We start from the raw sequence: 16,822 nt of genomic DNA, 5'->3' as shown, positions 1-16,822 counted from the left end.
AAAAATCGGAAGAAATAAAGAAATTCTTTAGAATTAGTGAGTGAATGTGGTGCAGGCGGGAAACCCTATCAGCGGGCATTTTAGGCCAAGGCCGGTAAAAGAGGCTTTCAGCCGCAGAGCAAACCACCAGTTCACACTGGTGGTTTTGATTTTTGCGAAAAAAAAGATTGAGTCGATCGCTTGGATTTGAAATAATTGGTATTTAGCAATAATTACAAGAATTTGAAAAAGGATAACATGTTTTCTAAGTGGAATTATAGTGTAATTGGTTATGTGGAGTGATTTAATTGATTAAAAATATTAACCTAATAACGGATACAACGAAAGACTTTTCATTGGAAAATATAAAGTATATTGTTGGTTTTTTTATCAGGTTTCAAAGTGAATATTTTGAAGGCAACTCTTTACTTGATATTGAGTTTATTATTGAGGTTGAGGAAAAACAATATATTGCCCACTTTCGGTTCTACAATCCTGAGAGTATCAACTTTGAAAGTGGAGGTCAGTATCATCAAATATCAATAGATATTCAGGACATAAAGGATAGAGGTTGGGAAAAAAAGAAATATGAAGTGATTGATTATGAACAAGAAACCCTTCACTTTTATTGTACTGATATTGAAATTATTGCTGTAAGAGAAACACAATATTATATTTAGTCGTAATCAGCTAACGGTGAGTGTTTCTGCATATACTAGGAAGATAACGGATGCTAGAGTTCATTAAGTGCGAGCCAGGTTCAACAGCCTTTGATCTTCAACAAAAGGGCGCTTCGTATTATAAGGTCAACTAGTAGTGATTACTGGTTGGCCTATTTTATATGGGTTATGCTTTAGGTAGTCGGGGTAGGACGATCGGGCGCGTGGGACTTGATCCCGTCCAGAATATTGTCCACCTCCTACTTGTAGAAACATGTTTGAGGCTGGTTGGGGCTTTGATCCCGAATAACAAGCGAAGCTATGAAACTACAAGATAGATAGGAGCTGCCGGCAAATAAGTAAAAGGAGATGAGATAAAGTATGGATCCAGTTATTGGTCTGGATGTCGCAAAAGGAGAAAGTCAAGTCCAAGCTTTTTTGGCAAGAAAGCAACCTTTTGGAAAAACCTTTAAGTTTAAGCATGATACCAATGGTTTACATGATTTTTATATATTTTACAAGGAGGTCAAATTGACCGCTGAAGCAGATCCTGTGGTCATTTTTGAGTCAACTGGACACTATCATGAACCTGTACTTCAGTATCTTGAGGAAAGGAGGATAACCTACTATTTAGTGAATCCAGTAGTTTCTTACGAAACTAAAAAGAGTAGCCTTCGAAAGGTTAAGTCAGATCCAGCTGATGCTCGACATTTATGCGAACTCTACTACAAGGAAGATCTAGAAACATTCCACCGAAAAAATGTTCAAACCATGAACTTACGTAATTTATCTAGACAACATGATTCATTAACTCGTAATTACGTACAGTTAAAACTACAGTTTCAAACGATTCTAGATCAAGTTTTTCCTGAATATAAAGGCGTTTTTGGGAATTTGTATTCACAGGTATCTTTAAAAACCTTGCTTTTATATCCTACTTCTGACGTCGTTTTAAAGGAAACAACAGATGAACTAGCGAGTGTGATGCATAGTCTAGGAGGAAAACGTTCGTATGAATGGTTTTGGGATAAAGCGAATAAGCTTAAAGAAGCAGCAGAACGAAATCCCTTTAAGAAAACCCTATATCAGAGCCATTTAGTGACCTTAAAGATGTACGTCCAAATGCTTCTTCAACAAAAAGAGTTTCTATCCATCCTAGAACAAGAGATTGATGAATTAGCTAAGCAGTTTGAAGAGTATGAGATTCTCCGTTCCATACCGGGAGTAGGATGTAAGATTGCAGCTACACTTATCTCTGAAATTGGGGAAATCAAGCAGTTTAGTCACCCTAAAAAGCTAGTGGCCTATGCAGGAATTGATCCCAGGATCTATCAATCAGGTAAGTTTACAGCTACTATAAACCGCATCACGAAAAGAGGCTCTTCCAAGCTACGACAAGCTTTATATACAGCCGTTCAGTGTGGATTAACGAATAATCGAAACACCACACCAAACTGAGAGAGTTTTACGACAAAAAAAGAAGTGAGGGAAAACCTCACAAAGTAGCGATAATAGCCTGCGCCAACAAGCTATTACATTGGATTTATGCCATTCTCAAGCATAAAGAGAGTTTTACGGCATAACAAATACCTGATAATTACATTAATTACAAAAACTTCAAATTGTTGTTTTGAAGTCTCTTTGTCATGCCTTCTTTTATTGTAACATTACTTATGAATTAATATTAAGCCAAAAGTATTGACTTATATTAGCTGGTATTCTATAAGGATTAGCGTTTCATTTCTTTTAGGGGACTTTTGTTGGATTTCAAAGTTAAGTTCAGCTCATTTTCTTAATTAAAAAGAGGTTAATTTAAGATGGTTATTAAACAAATGGTATAATATGGTTATTATAAATAAAATGGAGGAATGAACATGAATATTGGGGACATCATTTATCAATTATTTACAATCCTTGCACCTGTGGTTTTTATTATTCTTATAGTTTTATATGTACGGAATACAAAAAAACATAATGACCGTCTAAAAAGGATTGAAGAAAAGGTAGACAACTTAAAAAATGATAAATAGTTTTTTGTAACCGAGGTGCTTCCATTTAGAGAGGGAAACCAGCTACTTCTTATTCAAGTAAATGAGCGCATTTCTGCAATAGGGTACCGTCACATGCCCATCAAATTTAAGGGGTTATTTATATGTTTTTAAAATTTTTAATATTAATCGGATTCATTACATTACCAATCTGGGGAATAGTCTTCTGTTTAAATTTAATTTCAATAATCGAAAAAATTAAATATGAAAAAAAGTATAGGAAAAATACATTTTGGTTTACAATCTCATTTATTCTTATCATATCGGTGTTAGCTATCCTAGCTACAGCGTAGCTGTCATAGACCGCAAAAAGGCTTAAAAAGTTCAAAAAACCAATAAATGGACAGGGACGGAACTTCTTTTTATTTTTATTCAGTAAATTGTTTTTTTTAAATCTAGTATAGTATAAGCAAAAATAAACAGCATAGTCTTAAATACGGATTTAAATATAAAATCAGCAGAAGAACAATTAGGTGTTTCCTTCCCAAAACAATATAAAGATCTATTTAAAATAACTAACAATGCTCAGATTAGCGAATGGACTCTATTTCCTATTAAAGACCCCCAAAACCTAAAGAGAAATTGGGATGATATTGTAAGACAAAATAAGGAGATGAGAGATGAAGGAATGGCTGATGATTAATATCTATTGGTGAAGATGGTGCAGGAGACAAATTGTGTTTTCGAATTACTGATACTGTAATGGATAATAAAGTTTATATTTGGTATCACGAAACGGAAGAATTAGAAGAATTAGCTTCTAACTTAAAAGAATTTATTGTATCAAATTCTGAATATGAAGATGAGATTGATGAGGATTAATAAAAAAAGCTTAATAGTTATTCAAGAAACGGGCGCAAGAATTGAACAACAACGATGGACTGTTTTCAACAGTCCATTTTTCTTGGTCTTTAATCAGTTAAAGGGCAGGATAGTTAAAAAGGATTTTTTAAGTATATTAAAGAAATATACTATAAAACCATAAATTGGAGGGTTGATTATGTCGATTTTAGTAAGCAAAAAAGGCAATGTATTTTTGGATTTTCTTAAGATTAACGAAGAGGAAATAAACAACTATGTAACTGATGCACCCTTAACTCATTCATTAGTGGTAGCTAAATATGAAGAAAAATATCTTTTAATTTTTAATAAGTGGAGACAGAACTGGGAATTGGCTGGTGGAATTATAGATGAAGGGGAAACACCAAGGGAATGTGCAATAAGGGAATTATTTGAGGAAACAAATCAATCAATTAAACAATTATCTTTTAAGGGGGTTAATGAAGTTTAAATTAAAACCTGATGATAGAATAGAATATGGTGCATTGTATAGTGGTGAAATAGAGGAATTAAAACCTTTTAAGGAAAATGAAGAAGCAGAACAAATTGCTTTATGGGATAGAGAAAGAAAAATCGGTTACATAGATGAAATCGATGAAAAACTCCTTGAATATTATTAAAATGTTCATCAAGTAACGGGCGCCATTCTTAAATGAGACACTCTTTTAACAACAGTAAATTTGCAGTGGTTTTATATTATATTAGTTCATTTTATTTATTGTTTTGTATGAATTGGGGAAAGCATATGTCACAATTTAAAGTTAAAAGAATTGAAGACTTGAATAATATTAATTTAAACCATTTAGTTTTGGAAAGTAAGGCCGATGGATTTCGATTTTTAGAACGATTGCTAAATGAGTTTAAGGATGGTTCTAATAAGTTCTCCGATTTTGGTGAGGTTCTGTATGGCGTTTTTAACCATAAGGATGACTTACTGGCTATTGGCGGTCTTAATATTGATCCTTATTCTAAAGATGAAAAGGTAGGCCGTTTAAGAAGGTTTTATGTTAAAAAAGAATATCGAAACAAAGGTCTCGGGAAACTTCTGTTAGACAATATTATCGATTATGCAAAAACTTATTTTGATATATTAGTTCTTTATACAGATACCAAACCAGCAGACAAATTTTATTCTTCCTACGGATTTAAAAAGAACAATAATTATCCAAAATCTTCTCATTTCGTAAAGCTGTAATTTTAAAAAAAGGATATTTAGAAAATATCATTTATTCTAGAAAAGGGGCTTATCTGCAATAAGGAAATGTTTATGACTGGATAGCTGGTACGGAAGTAGTTCGCTGACTTATAGTAAGTTACTTATTCGGCTAACGCTTTAGCAATAAGCGTTAGCAGGCTAAATAGCCTTTAATTAAATAGTCGATCTTCCATAATCGGGCGCTTTAATTGAATAAAAGAAGAGCATATATTATACATGACTAATATGTGCTCTTCTTTATTTTTAAGGATTTTTATAATTTAGGTCTTGATAATATACGCTAAGACAATTTTTAGAAAATAAAACCCTAATTTTCTTACGCTTAACAGAAAGAAAATTAGGGTTTTGATGTCTTTATAGGGGAATACTGGCGTTTCTATAACCAAAGTTAATGATTCCTCTTTGTATATCCGTTTCCTATCGTTTTGTTATATACACTTCCATGTTGGGCTCCTAATGGAAAACAGCTGCAAAAAGGGGAGACTGCTAACAAAACGTGAAACACTTACGCTAAGGAAAAATTCCCTTTTTGCTTATACGTATGCCATATACATTCGATCTGAAATGCCCGGACCAATCTGAACGGTTACTCCATACCTGGATAACGTCCACCAAATGCTTTTGGACTAACAGCATCAATACGTGCTAAATCCTCAGAAGTAAGTTCAATATCTACTGTCCTGACATTTTCCTCCAGATATCTGCGGCGTTTCGTACCAGGTATCGGCAATGCTCCTTTAGCTATTGTCCAGGCTATTGCCAGTTGTACGACCGTGCAGTTCTTTTCTTTCGCGATTTCACCGAGTTTGTCCACGATATCAACATTTTTTTGGAAGTTTTCACCTTGGAATCGTGGCAATTGTCTACGAATATCATCCTCTTTCAGATCCTCGAACTTACGTAGTTCTCCAGTAATGAAGCCCCTGCTTAGCGGACTGTATGCCACAAAAGTGATTCCCAGTTCATTGACGGTTGGAATGATTTCTTGTTCAACGTCACGGCTCCAAAGGGAGTATTCCGTTTGTAATGCGGAAATGGGATGTACCGCGTGTGCCCGGCGAATGGTAGGTGCATCTGCTTCAGAAAGACCAAGATAACGTACCTTCCCTGCCTTCACTAAATCAGCCATTGCCCCGACCGTTTCCTCAATTGGAACATTCGGATCAACTCGATGTTGATAATACAAATCAATATAATCAAGACCTAGGCGCTGAAGGCTCTCGTCGATTGCCTTTTTTACGTATTCTGGGTGTCCGCCAACAAATTCCCAATTAGGTCCGAACCCAAACTTGGTAGCGACAACAGCCTTTTCTCTTCGCCCTGCTAATGCCTTACCAAGCAGTTCTTCATTATGCCCGTTACCATAAGTGTCAGCTGTATCTAGCAAAGTAACTCCAAGCTCCATAGCTCGGTGAATGGTTTTAATCGATTCTTCGTCATTTATAGCACCGTAAATTCCTGGAGACATCCCCATAAGACCTAATCCAATAGATGAAACTTCTAAATCACTATTACCTAATTTTCTTGTTTTCATATTAAAACCTCTCTTTCAAGGGCGGAAATATAACTGCATAGCTAGTGTATCATGACGTTTATACAAAGTAAACAAAAAAGATGTTTTTTGTCTATTTTATATAAATTGTATATGTAAATAGTGCTTTTTGGTATAATGTAATCAATGAGGAGGAATTAAAGTGACTCATGACAATATGACAACTGAAAAGTTTAGACAAACACAAGATAAACTAATCCTGAAACTAATGCCAACGGTTAGAAATGGCGGGTTTCAGACATTACGCATGGATGATATAGCAAAAATCATGGATATAAGTAGAGCAACACTGTATAAATACTTTCCTAATAAGGAAGATATATTCCATAAAGTTACAGATGGGTTTGTACAGTATATTAAAGAAATGACTACAGATCTGCCTAATGAAAAATCAATGTATGCAACCAAGTTTCAACAAGTGTTTGAGCAATCAGTCTCACTTGCACTTTTTATCACGGATGATTTTCTCAAAGAACTCCAAAACACATATCCATTCATGTACGAAAAGCTTTGGGAAACGATACAATTTCGCGAAAAACAGTTACTGATTTTTTATAATGAAGGAATTCATAATGGTGTTTTTAATGAAGTTAACGGAAGACTTTTAATCTTGCAGGATAAAATGTTATATAACATGCTAGATCTAAAATATTTAATGAAAAACCATTGGACCATTGAACAAGTATTATTAGATTTCTATAAGTTAAGAAAGATACAACTTTTTAAGTCGGAAATGCTTTCTATCGTAGATGATTCCCTTATAGTGCCTAAAATTGAATATTTAACCCAGAAAATATCGAATATATTATTATAACTATATAAACAGTCATTTATTTTTTGCTCCGATAGGCAGCTTTTTTATATGAAAAGGGGATATAAACTTAGTCACTAAGGGTTAAGTTTGTGAAGAAATACACTTAAACAAACGGGCGCATTTCTTGAATAAGTATTAAAAAGGGTCTTACATATTATATATGTATAATATGTAAGACCCTTTTACTATCAACGATTTTACTTGCCTAACCTAAAGATAAATCTTTTTTTCAAAATGGATTCTTTTAATTTATCGTAATATGCCGGTTTGTGAGATATTTTTGATCAAACTTTATTCCAAACCTACAGAGGATGTAGTTTAGCATTAATAGTGTGGAACCATATCACAAATAGTGGTAAAGTAGAAAATCGAACTGAACGTTGATACTGCAATGTTGTGCACTCATTAAGGTACTCAGAGCATAGATATTTCTTCGTATTGAATATTTATGCCCAAATTATGTTAAAGGCCACCAAAGTCTCCTGCACTTTCTCTCTTATGATGTTTCGAGCTTATTTTACGGAAGCCGGTGCTTTCTCGTTTTGGCCGATACGGAAAAATAACTCATCTCAACAGGTGAGACGAGCTTTGATTTCGGTTCCCCCCTCAGTTTCTCCGACACGCCATCTGAGCAGTCTTGGCTATATCTTCCCTCCTCTAGCTTCATGTCAATAAAATCGACGACCTGCTGCAGCGAGGAAATTTGGTTGATGATATTTTCCCGGTGGCTCTTTAAGAGCTCCACCAGCTCGGGGTATTCCGCGGGATCGGTGCCGGCGGTGACCGCCAAAAACGGCCGTATTTCCTCCAGCGGCATTCCTGTTTTTTTCATACAGGATATCAGCCGAATCGTATTGATGTCCTCCTGCCGATAAATACGGTGCCCGTTGTCCTTCCGATCCGCCCGTGGCAACAGCGCGATCTTTTCGTAATAACGGATCGTATCCTTTGAAATTCCGGTTTGCTCGGCGGTTTGATTTATCGTAAAAGTTTGCTCTGCTTTCATCCTATTCCCTCCCGGAGATTGCTTTTTTGTTCATTATACATCTTGGAGTTGGCTCTAAATCAAGTCTCTTATCCTTGTAACAAAAACTTTGTTTTCGCATCTTGACTTGGAGTCGGCTCCAAGATATAGAGTATAAGTTATCGGTGGAAATATACCGACCATTATCTAGAGAGGAGACGTACAATGAACATGAACCAACGTGAAAATATTGCAATGATTACGGGCGCAAGCAGCGGGATTGGGTTGGAATTAACTCGGAAATTGCTGTCGGCGAACTGGCAGGTAGTTGCTTTGAACCGTTCCGACTTTCCTGCTGACGATATGAGAATCCAAAAAGCCGTCAATAGTGGATGGCTTCGTATTTATAAAATAGCAGATCTCGCCGATTATGCCAGCTTGAGACGGACTTTGGCGGATTTTAAAGATAAGGAGCAGCGGATCGATATTTTGTTCAACAACGCCGGCGGGAGCTTTTCCGAGCTCAGTTATTCGAAACAAGGGCGCGAGAAGCATTATGAACTGATGACAGTCGTTCCGTATATCATTCTGATGGAATTGAAGGAACTCTTAAAAAAAGGCGTCTTAAAAACGGTGATCAATACCTCATCTTCAGCACTTAACTATGTAAAAGAGTTTAATATCGAAATCCTGGAACGCCCCAAAACCTTCCGCAAACTGCTCGGTCCTTATGCCACCTCAAAGCTGGCTCTTTCCCTGTGGACTCATGCTATCGCAGCGCAGCTTGCCAAGGAAGGCATTAAGATCCGCAGCGTTGACCCGGGTAGTAATAATACGTTAAGAAAAGGAAAAAAATCCGGACTGCCCATAGTGGTTAAATTGCTAATGAAGCTGTTTTTCTCACCACCTACCTATGGTGCTAACCAGCTGTATGAGGGTGCTCTTGGGGAACACCGTAATGAGACCGGTGTGTTTTTGCTGAAAGGTCAGGTTGCAGATTTAAAATTTGAAGATCACGCGCAGAACGTTTTGGAAAGAATTCATACGATTTACAAACACGAATTTCTTGGTGGATGCACCTGAGGACACGCTCCTTCTTTCATTCGCAAATCTAGAAATATCTACTGAAGACGATTCCTTTATGGAATCTGCTTTATAAGTAAATGAAGTGAGTTGAACCGTATCATAAGTAAGTTTTTTAAATATTACAATCTTCAACAATCGGGCGCTATCCTTGAAAAAGGGTAGCGCTCTTTTACGTATAAGGGCCATTTAACTGAATAACGAGACAGTCATAAAAAGGACTAAAAAGTAATCTTCAATTAACTCATGGTTGTTTTAAAATCTAATTAAATAGTATTTTTCTAATGCACTTTTGTAAGAAACTGCGAAGTAAAGATATTTTTATAACCTGCAGACAGATAGAGATTTATCGGGAGTAACCTCAAAATTATTTATAGTATGTGATGCAATAATTTCGATAAAAATTAAGTGATAAATGATTATTTCATCAGTTTATGAACAATGCAAATACAAGTTGCGGATTCGCAATTGTAGGTTGGTGTTATTTTAGTGTAAAACCTATTATAATTTACACAAAATAACAAAGAAAAGAGGTAGAAAGTCATGGGTTTTGCAGATAATTTAAAATCAATTAGGCAAGAAAGACATATTTCACAGGAAGAGTTAGCAGAAATAATTGGTGTAAGTCGTCAAGCAGTTTCTAAATGGGAACAGGGAAGTGGCTATCCGGAAATGGAAAAATTGCTTGTTTTATCTAAAGAACTCAATGTATCTTTAGATTATTTGATGTTAGGTGAGATAAAGTCCACTGAAAACAACAAAACTTTATTCAATAATATAATTGTACCAACAGGGAAAATTACTATTAAATCATATGATGGAAAATCAATTGTTAATTGCTATAAAGTTTTAGCGTCACATGTAATGTATAAAGCAAAAAACGATGAGCCTAAATATTGGTTGATTGGTGTTAATAGCGGAGCGCTTTGGGGAGAAAAATCAATTGTACTTGGTTGGTATGTTGATGAAGAAAAGATTAAAAAGGAAATGGATGAAATTGCAGAAGCAATTAATAATGGTGTACCAGCATATGAATTAAAATATGCAGTAAAAGTTAAGAATAAAATGTTAAGAGTAAAAATAGATGAAGAGTAACATAATTTTTATATGATAAATAAGAATAATTTAGAGTTTAACAAATCCCAATTTGCCGGATTGAACAAAACAGCATAATGTTTGGTTTAGTTACTTCATATTTTTCGTATATTATGATATAGTACCTCATTTATCCTTCTAAAAACAAGTTTGTGAAACAATGCGCTTAAACTATGTAGGTACATTGGAGAAGAACAATTAATCGATTTTGAGGCTGAGGCCATATTATAGTTATTCCATTAAAGGGCGCCATTCTTGAGGAATTGGTGCTCCTTTTGCATTTTAGGGCCATTTAATCGAATAAAAGAAATTAACTACTCAAAAGCAGGGGGGAATCATTTTGAAGATAATCGAGACGGAACGATTATACCTTAGGCAGTTGGTAATGGATGATAAAAACGAATTATCGAGGGTGCTCTCTGATCCGGAATCCATGCAATACTATCCTCATCCTTTTAACGAAGAGAAAGTGAAAAATTGGATACAATGGAATATGGAGAATTATAAGAGATATAACCATGGTCTGTGGGCAGTGATTTTAAAAGAAAGTGATATATTTATTGGCGATTGTGGGATAACAATGCAAAAAATCGAAGGTGAAACATTACCGGAAATCGGTTTTCACATTATTAAAGAATATTGGAATAAAGGATATGCAACGGAAGCTGCTTCTGCTTGTAAGGAATATGCATTTAATGTCTTGGGATACCCGAAAATATTTTCTTATACGACTCTAAAAAATATCCCTTCACAAAAAGTTGCAGAAAAAATCGGAATGAAGATTTATAAGTTTTTTGAGAAACTGGTGAACAACAAGTTGTTCAGGTTACATATAACGATGGAGAAGGATGATGAAAAAAACATCATAGTGGTCGTTATTCAATTCGGGCGCGTTTATTTAGGAACGCGTCTTTTTTTCGTGTATTGGAAGTTTAGTTTAACAAGGTTACAAAGTCTTATGTCTCAAATAATTCAAATAATAAATATTACTTTCTTGAAGCTAGAAGGTCAATTTGGTAAAATTTATACAAAATAAGTTTACAATGTGTACTGGCGATTAAACGTGGGTTACCACGAGGGAACACATTGATATTATAAGCCGTTCGCCTGGGCAAAGTGTTTGAAATAATCAAACGCTTTTTTTATTTGTATGAAAGGGTGAAGGTATAGATGGAAGAAGTAATAATGCGGTATGGTATTAATCCCAATCAAGGTAATGCAAAGGTTAAATCCCCTGAAAAGTTACCTTTTAAAATTCTTAATGGAGAGCCAAGCTACATCAACTTACTTGATGCTTTTAATTCTTATCAACTTGTTAGGGAACTAAAATTAGCAATAGGAGAACCTGCGGCAGCCTCTTTTAAACACGTAAGTCCTTCAGGAGCAGCGGTATATAATCCATTAAGTAAGGAACTAGCTAAGTCTTATTTTGTTGATGATATGGATTTATCACCTCTTGCAATTGCTTATGCAAGGGCAAGAGGAACAGATCGAATGTCTTCATTTGGTGATTGTGCTGCATTAAGTGATAAAGTTGATCTTTCTGTTGCTAAAATTTTAAAGAGAGAAGTCTCTGATATGATTGTGGCACCTGCTTTTGATGATGATGCCTTGGAAATCCTAAAGTCTAAGAAAAAAGGAAAGTACCTTATTATTGAGATTGATCCAGATTATGAACCTGAGCCGTTAGAAGAAAGAACATTATTCGGGGTTAACCTTGTTCAGGAAAGAAACAATGTGCTAATAACAGAGAAGATATTAAACAATATAGTGACTGAAAACAAATTTTTGCCCTATTCAGCAAAGAGAGATCTATTAATTTCGGTAATAACACTTAAGTATACGCAATCCAATTCTGTATGCTTTGCGAAAGATGGGCAGACGATTGGTGTAGGAGCAGGACAACAATCTCGTATTCATTGTACAAGGCTAGCTGCAACAAAAGCAGAAAACTGGTACTTAAGGCAACACCCAATAGCTCTTACAATGAAATTTCGTGAAGGAGTTTTAAATACTGTACAAAATAATGCAATAGATAAGTGGCTTTGTGATGATCTTACATTACCAGAAAGAAAAGCTTGGGAAGAGTGTTTTGATGAAGTACCTTATAAGCTTTCTCATAACGAAAAAAGAGAATATTTAAATGGACTAAAAGAAATATCGTTTACTTCGGACGCATTTTTACCTTTTCGAGATAATATTGATCGTGTTGCACAAAGTGGTGCAAAATATATTTTACAAACTGGTGGATCATTACGGGATAAGGAAGTTATTGATGCGGCTAACGAATATGGTATTGTAATGGCATTCTCAGGAATTCGCTTATTCCATCATTAATTTGTTAAAACAAAAATTTAGGCACTATGCTTATTCCATTATCGGGCGCTTTTCTTGAGTATAGGGAACTGCAAAAGTAAAAATTTTTAAAAATGAGAAATAGTCAAAGAAAAACGAGCCTCCAGAATCGTTTCTAAGGCTCGTTTTGCATAAATTTCAGGTTGATATGATTTATGTCATGTTGTCCTGAGTTTTTAAAATAACTGTATCTATCACCCGTTTTGTGGCATTACCAATTATAATTCCTACTAAAATAAGAGATACTCCAATCCACTGTAACAGACTTACATCTTCTGATAATACAAATGCTGACATGATAACAGCAACAGGGAGTTCGGAAGCCGTGAGTATCGTTCCAAGTCCAGGTCCAACATGTGGCATTCCAATCGAAAAGAATAACGGTGGCAAAACGACACCGAATATACCCAGAATCAAGCCATAAGGGGTTAAACCTATTAAGGTGGGTAAATCAAACAGAAATACTGGAGGGAATAATAAAAAAGTAACAATCATGCTCCCAGTCGAAAGAAGAGCACTTTTTTGAATAGCAGGCACATTATTACCGATTATGCTACTGAAAAATATAAATATTGAAAAGGTAGAAGCAGCAAGTATTCCCCAAATGGCACCTTCCAAAGATACAGATTTTACACTTTCTACAAAGAGTCCGGCTGCTAAAGTGGATCCTGAAAGAAGAATCACAATTGAAAGAATCTTGCCTGAGGATGGCCTCTTTTTATAAAAAATCCATTCGATCAATGTGCCAATCCAGATAAATTGAAATAAAAAAATTATGGCCAGTGAGGCATCGAGCGTTTGTAAAGATTGATAATAAAGCAACCCTGTTAATCCCATCGGTATCCCGGCTAATATAATTTTAAGGGCTTGAATCAAATTAGTTCTTGTCTTTTTTACAAAAATAGTCACAATCCAAATAATCAATGTACCAAACAAAACTTGAATACCAGTTACCTCGACCATTGAATAACCAGCAGAGTAAGCAAGCTTCACAAACGTAGATAGAATCCCAAGACAGCATCCACCGATAAATACAACTAAAGCATAATGCCAATTCTTCACTATAAATACCCTCTTTTATTGAATTTAAAAAACAAAAAGCCACACAACTGTCATAAGACAATCGTGTGGCGAAAAGTAGAGTTACCTCTAGAAAAATCCACAATTTCAAATAGATTTTATTATTAAATTACCAAATGGTATTATAACTGAAAGATTAGTTAATCACAATGTTTAATTTGGTTTTTGAAGGAAAAATTAGTTAAAATAGTTTTACCGTAAGCTGTATTATTTTAAAAAAATGGACAATTCCATTAGGCAAACTCCCATTGAATTTTAATTCACTATTTACTGATATCGATCTTCCACGATCGGGCGCGATTGTTGAAGGTTACGGCAATAAAATGATCAAACTTTTTTATGAAAAATGTATACTAATTCACAAGAAAAGAATCCATTTTGATCAAACTTTTTTCAAAACGGATTCTTTTTATTTGCCCTAAAATGAAGTTTTGCGGGATACTTTTGATCAAACATTATTTTAAAGCTACACCTGTTGCCGAGTGACAATAAAGTTATTTAATTACAAATAAAGTCGTTTAATTTACAATAAAGCTGTTTAAAAAGCACACGTTATCGATCACAATTAAAGTAATCGATAACGTTGTTACCGCAAATCAAAAACGGTAATTAGCAAAACTAAATGTAAAATGGTCAAACAGAATCGGTAAATAGCACGAGTGAAAATTGGACTCTCCATCCAGTTTTCCTCGTGCTTTTTGTTTCTAAAAAGCTTGAAAAAAGCAGAAGAAGAGCAGAGGGAAAGTCTGATAAAGCTTGAAAAATCAACGATTTGAAGAAAGAAAGCAAGAAGAAAAGAGAGAAAAAAGGCAGGAGAAAAAGCAGGAACACCTACTTTTTAATATCCTAATTCCTGTAAATCTATTTACTAATTATATTTTCCTAAAAAATCAGGGTTCTTACAAAAAATAGGAGAAAAAGAGTGAAAAGTATTTACCGTTTTTGTTTGCCTACAGAAATTGGAAAATGGGAGAAATGCAAGAATGGCAAGGGAAGGTGGAGTGTACATTATTGTTTTGCGACTACATTAAGTACGTTTTTTTATTACATCCGAATTTCTATTATTTTAAACTCTTCTTATTGTCTCGATTTTCTTTCCCAATATTATTTTTAGATTTATTTATGATACTATGGTTCGTAAGATTAAATCATTAAACAGAGGAGTTAATATGAATAGGGAAAAATATTCAAAATGGTTGAAAGAATTAGCGAAAGAATATAGTGATTGTCAAAAAGAATTAACAGCGATTGGAAATGAAACACGTCAATCTATTATTATTGCTCTGATTGAAGGTGAATGTGACTGTGAGAAAGGGATTAGGGTTGGAGAAATTACCAAAAAGACTAACTTATCTCGTCCAGTAGTTTCACACCATCTAAAGGTGCTAAAAGATGCAAATATAATTGGAGTTACTCGAGAAGGTACAAAGAATTATTATTATGTAGATATTATAAAGAGTGATATTTTAAAACTTACAAGACTTTTCAATAATATAGAATCATTTATAACTAAGTTTCAGGCTAAAATATGAAAGATAAAAGCATTACAGTGGCAATATTTTGGAGGAACAGAATTAAATGAAAAATATCAAAAAATTAATAAAAATTTTTAAATATACTGGAGTAATTGTTATAATATTACTAATAATAGCACTTTTTTCTCCCACATGGACACCGCATATTAAAGGTAATAACAGTATTAGTGTATTAGAACAAGTAAAGATAAATGGAAGTAGTCACGAAATTATGATACGCGGCAAAGATAGGGATAATCCAGTTATTATTTTTGTACATGGAGGACCTGGATGTCCAGAAATACCATATGCCGATAAATACCAAGACTTATTAGAAAATAATTTTACGGTTGTTAATTATGATCAAAGATTAATCAGGCTAAAAAGGCTGGCAATAAAGATGATGTTTTATATTTACAAGGGTTAACTGAAAAAATCAAAAATGGTGATACGTTTACCCCACGAAATTATGTTATGAAATATGGTGGGGCTTCAAGACTTATTGATAACCCCGATGGTGATAACATAGGTATTTTATTCAGTAGTGAGTATAACTTATTGGATGTAATCCGTTATAACTATGGTTTATCCTATTCTCAAAATATTTTGTTAAAGGAAGTATTAAAAAATCCATTACCTAATATAGTAACAAAACTTAAATTACCATGCTATTTTGTAATGGGTAAATATGACTACATGACTTCCTCTAATGCAGCAAAAAAATATTTTGATATGATTGAAGATAATCAAAAAGAATTTATTTCGTTTGAGCATTCAGCTCATTATCCACAATTTGAAGAGAAAGAAAAATTTTATAAATGGATGTCCGATACATTCATAAAATAGATACAATTGAGTTAATTTCAATCCTAGTCAAATTAAGGACTAATCATTTTAACACTTAACTAAATTGTGTCCATGGAACCATACTAGCATCAAAGTTAACCTGCCACATTAAATAAGAGGATGCTTTGATCAAACTTTTTTTTAACCATGCTCTTTAGATTTGCTCTCATATCAAGGTTAATAGCATTAATTTAATCAAACTTTATTACAAAGTTTCAATAAAGTGTAGATTTGATAAAAAGCTAAACCGTTTGTAATAAAGTATCACCGTTTTGCCCCTTTAGATATGATTATCTAAAGGGGTTTTTATGTCCAAAAGAAAAAGAACATCAGAATTGAAAAATCGATTAAGGAACTGTTGAGTGACAATAAGTTGTTCTGTTAAAGGGCCAGATTGTTGGTGCGAAATGTTCCTGACTTAAATGAAATGTGGTCACACAATTTCGGTAAAGGTCAGGCAGTTTTAGATTTCTAAAACTGAAGGGTTATGTCGAGGAGTCGAATGAGGAGGTAACGCTCTGAAAGACTCCCCCTGCGTCGAATAGCACGCTGTTCAGTAAGGAAAAGCGTGTTATGAGCTCGGCTAATAGGCGTGAGAATTTACCGTAACAGTCCGGCTGACGAAAGCCTACCCGATGGGGTGGTGTAAATCATGGTGCTTGGGTTGAACAAATAGGGTGAGAATGTGATGAAATATAATAGGATAGTATATTGCTGACGAACTTCTGAATGTACGGGTCTAGACTGGCGTTATACAGAAATGTATTTACTACTAAA

At 34.4% G+C, this 16,822-nt stretch carries 14 protein-coding genes, 3 pseudogenes and 1 riboswitch; of the genes and pseudogenes, 14 read left to right on the top strand and 3 right to left on the bottom strand.

The genetic code is table 11. The features are described 5' to 3' along the window. The first annotated feature begins 287 nt into the window (after positions 1-287). From FDO66_RS19290 to FDO66_RS19265, 7 genes and pseudogenes are all read left to right on the top strand, one after another. Positions 288-659 (top strand): hypothetical protein, encoded by a 372-nt coding sequence (locus FDO66_RS19290; RefSeq protein WP_141434290.1) that lies wholly within the window; start codon positions 288-290, stop codon positions 657-659. Between the two features lie 360 nt (positions 660-1,019). Continuing rightward, a pseudogene (locus FDO66_RS19285) lies at positions 1,020-2,221 on the top strand (IS110 family RNA-guided transposase). Positions 2,222-2,512: 291 nt separating this feature from the next. Further along, positions 2,513-2,668, top strand: a complete 156-nt coding sequence (locus FDO66_RS21005) for a hypothetical protein (protein ID WP_181444664.1) — start codon at positions 2,513-2,515, stop codon at positions 2,666-2,668. A gap of 433 nt (positions 2,669-3,101) precedes the next feature. Next, positions 3,102-3,508: pseudogene (locus FDO66_RS19280) on the top strand (SMI1/KNR4 family protein). A gap of 178 nt (positions 3,509-3,686) precedes the next feature. Beyond that, positions 3,687-3,977, top strand: a complete 291-nt coding sequence (locus tag FDO66_RS19275) for an NUDIX domain-containing protein (RefSeq protein WP_141434289.1) — start codon at positions 3,687-3,689, stop codon at positions 3,975-3,977. Beyond that, positions 3,967-4,146: a hypothetical protein gene (locus tag FDO66_RS19270; protein ID WP_141434288.1), complete on the top strand. Its 180-nt coding sequence runs from the start codon at positions 3,967-3,969 to the stop codon at positions 4,144-4,146. The genes FDO66_RS19275 and FDO66_RS19270 overlap by 11 nt, the downstream gene beginning before the upstream one ends. Positions 4,147-4,271: 125 nt before the next feature. Further along, a complete protein-coding gene (locus tag FDO66_RS19265) occupies positions 4,272-4,721 on the top strand; it encodes a GNAT family N-acetyltransferase (protein WP_141434287.1) in 450 nt (149 codons plus the stop codon). Positions 4,722-5,328: 607 nt separating this feature from the next. Here FDO66_RS19265 and FDO66_RS19260 read toward each other — a convergent pair. After that, a complete protein-coding gene (locus FDO66_RS19260) occupies positions 5,329-6,276 on the bottom strand; it encodes an aldo/keto reductase (RefSeq protein ID WP_141434286.1) in 948 nt (315 codons plus the stop codon). Between the two features lie 160 nt (positions 6,277-6,436). Between FDO66_RS19260 and FDO66_RS19255 the strand changes: the two genes are divergently transcribed. Beyond that, the gene (locus FDO66_RS19255) at positions 6,437-7,108 is read left to right on the top strand and encodes a TetR/AcrR family transcriptional regulator (RefSeq protein WP_258535802.1); all 672 of its coding nucleotides are present in this window, start codon (positions 6,437-6,439) and stop codon (positions 7,106-7,108) included. A gap of 517 nt (positions 7,109-7,625) precedes the next feature. Here the strand turns inward: FDO66_RS19255 and FDO66_RS19245 are convergent. Continuing rightward, a complete protein-coding gene (locus FDO66_RS19245) occupies positions 7,626-8,114 on the bottom strand; it encodes a MerR family transcriptional regulator (RefSeq protein WP_097850462.1) in 489 nt (162 codons plus the stop codon). A 183-nt stretch (positions 8,115-8,297) separates the two neighbouring features. Between FDO66_RS19245 and FDO66_RS19240 the strand changes: the two genes are divergently transcribed. From FDO66_RS19240 to FDO66_RS19225, 4 genes are all read left to right on the top strand, one after another. Beyond that, entirely contained in the window at positions 8,298-9,155 is an 858-nt protein-coding gene (locus FDO66_RS19240; RefSeq protein WP_141434285.1) for an SDR family NAD(P)-dependent oxidoreductase, read from the top strand. Between the two features lie 543 nt (positions 9,156-9,698). After that, the gene (locus FDO66_RS19235; protein WP_141434284.1) at positions 9,699-10,250 is read left to right on the top strand and encodes a helix-turn-helix domain-containing protein; all 552 of its coding nucleotides are present in this window, start codon (positions 9,699-9,701) and stop codon (positions 10,248-10,250) included. A gap of 340 nt (positions 10,251-10,590) precedes the next feature. Then, complete coding sequence (locus FDO66_RS19230) at positions 10,591-11,286, top strand: GNAT family N-acetyltransferase (RefSeq protein WP_258535801.1); 696 nt, start codon at positions 10,591-10,593, stop codon at positions 11,284-11,286. A gap of 1 nt (position 11,287) precedes the next feature. Further along, a riboswitch (ZMP/ZTP riboswitch) is annotated at positions 11,288-11,370 on the top strand. Between the two features lie 50 nt (positions 11,371-11,420). Then, positions 11,421-12,587, top strand: a complete 1,167-nt coding sequence (locus FDO66_RS19225; RefSeq protein ID WP_141434283.1) for a phosphoribosylaminoimidazolecarboxamide formyltransferase — start codon at positions 11,421-11,423, stop codon at positions 12,585-12,587. A 171-nt stretch (positions 12,588-12,758) separates the two neighbouring features. On the opposite strand, the gene FDO66_RS19220 is transcribed toward FDO66_RS19225, so the two are convergent. Continuing rightward, complete coding sequence (locus tag FDO66_RS19220) at positions 12,759-13,667, bottom strand: EamA family transporter (protein WP_141434282.1); 909 nt, start codon at positions 13,665-13,667, stop codon at positions 12,759-12,761. A gap of 1,187 nt (positions 13,668-14,854) precedes the next feature. Here FDO66_RS19220 and FDO66_RS19215 point away from each other — a divergent pair. Together FDO66_RS19215 and FDO66_RS19210 are read left to right on the top strand one after the other, a co-directional pair. Then, positions 14,855-15,217, top strand: coding sequence for an ArsR/SmtB family transcription factor (locus FDO66_RS19215; protein WP_141434281.1), 363 nt, complete (start codon positions 14,855-14,857; stop codon positions 15,215-15,217). A 55-nt stretch (positions 15,218-15,272) separates the two neighbouring features. Continuing rightward, positions 15,273-16,045: pseudogene (locus FDO66_RS19210) on the top strand (alpha/beta hydrolase). Positions 16,046-16,822 lie beyond the last annotated feature (777 nt).

This window comes from Bacillus sp. 03113, assembly GCF_006546985.1.
Lineage (GTDB): Bacteria > Bacillota > Bacilli > Bacillales > Cytobacillaceae > VATK01.
The sequence above is the reverse complement of the archived record's forward strand: the minus strand, read 5'-3'. Positions and strand labels throughout refer to the sequence as shown.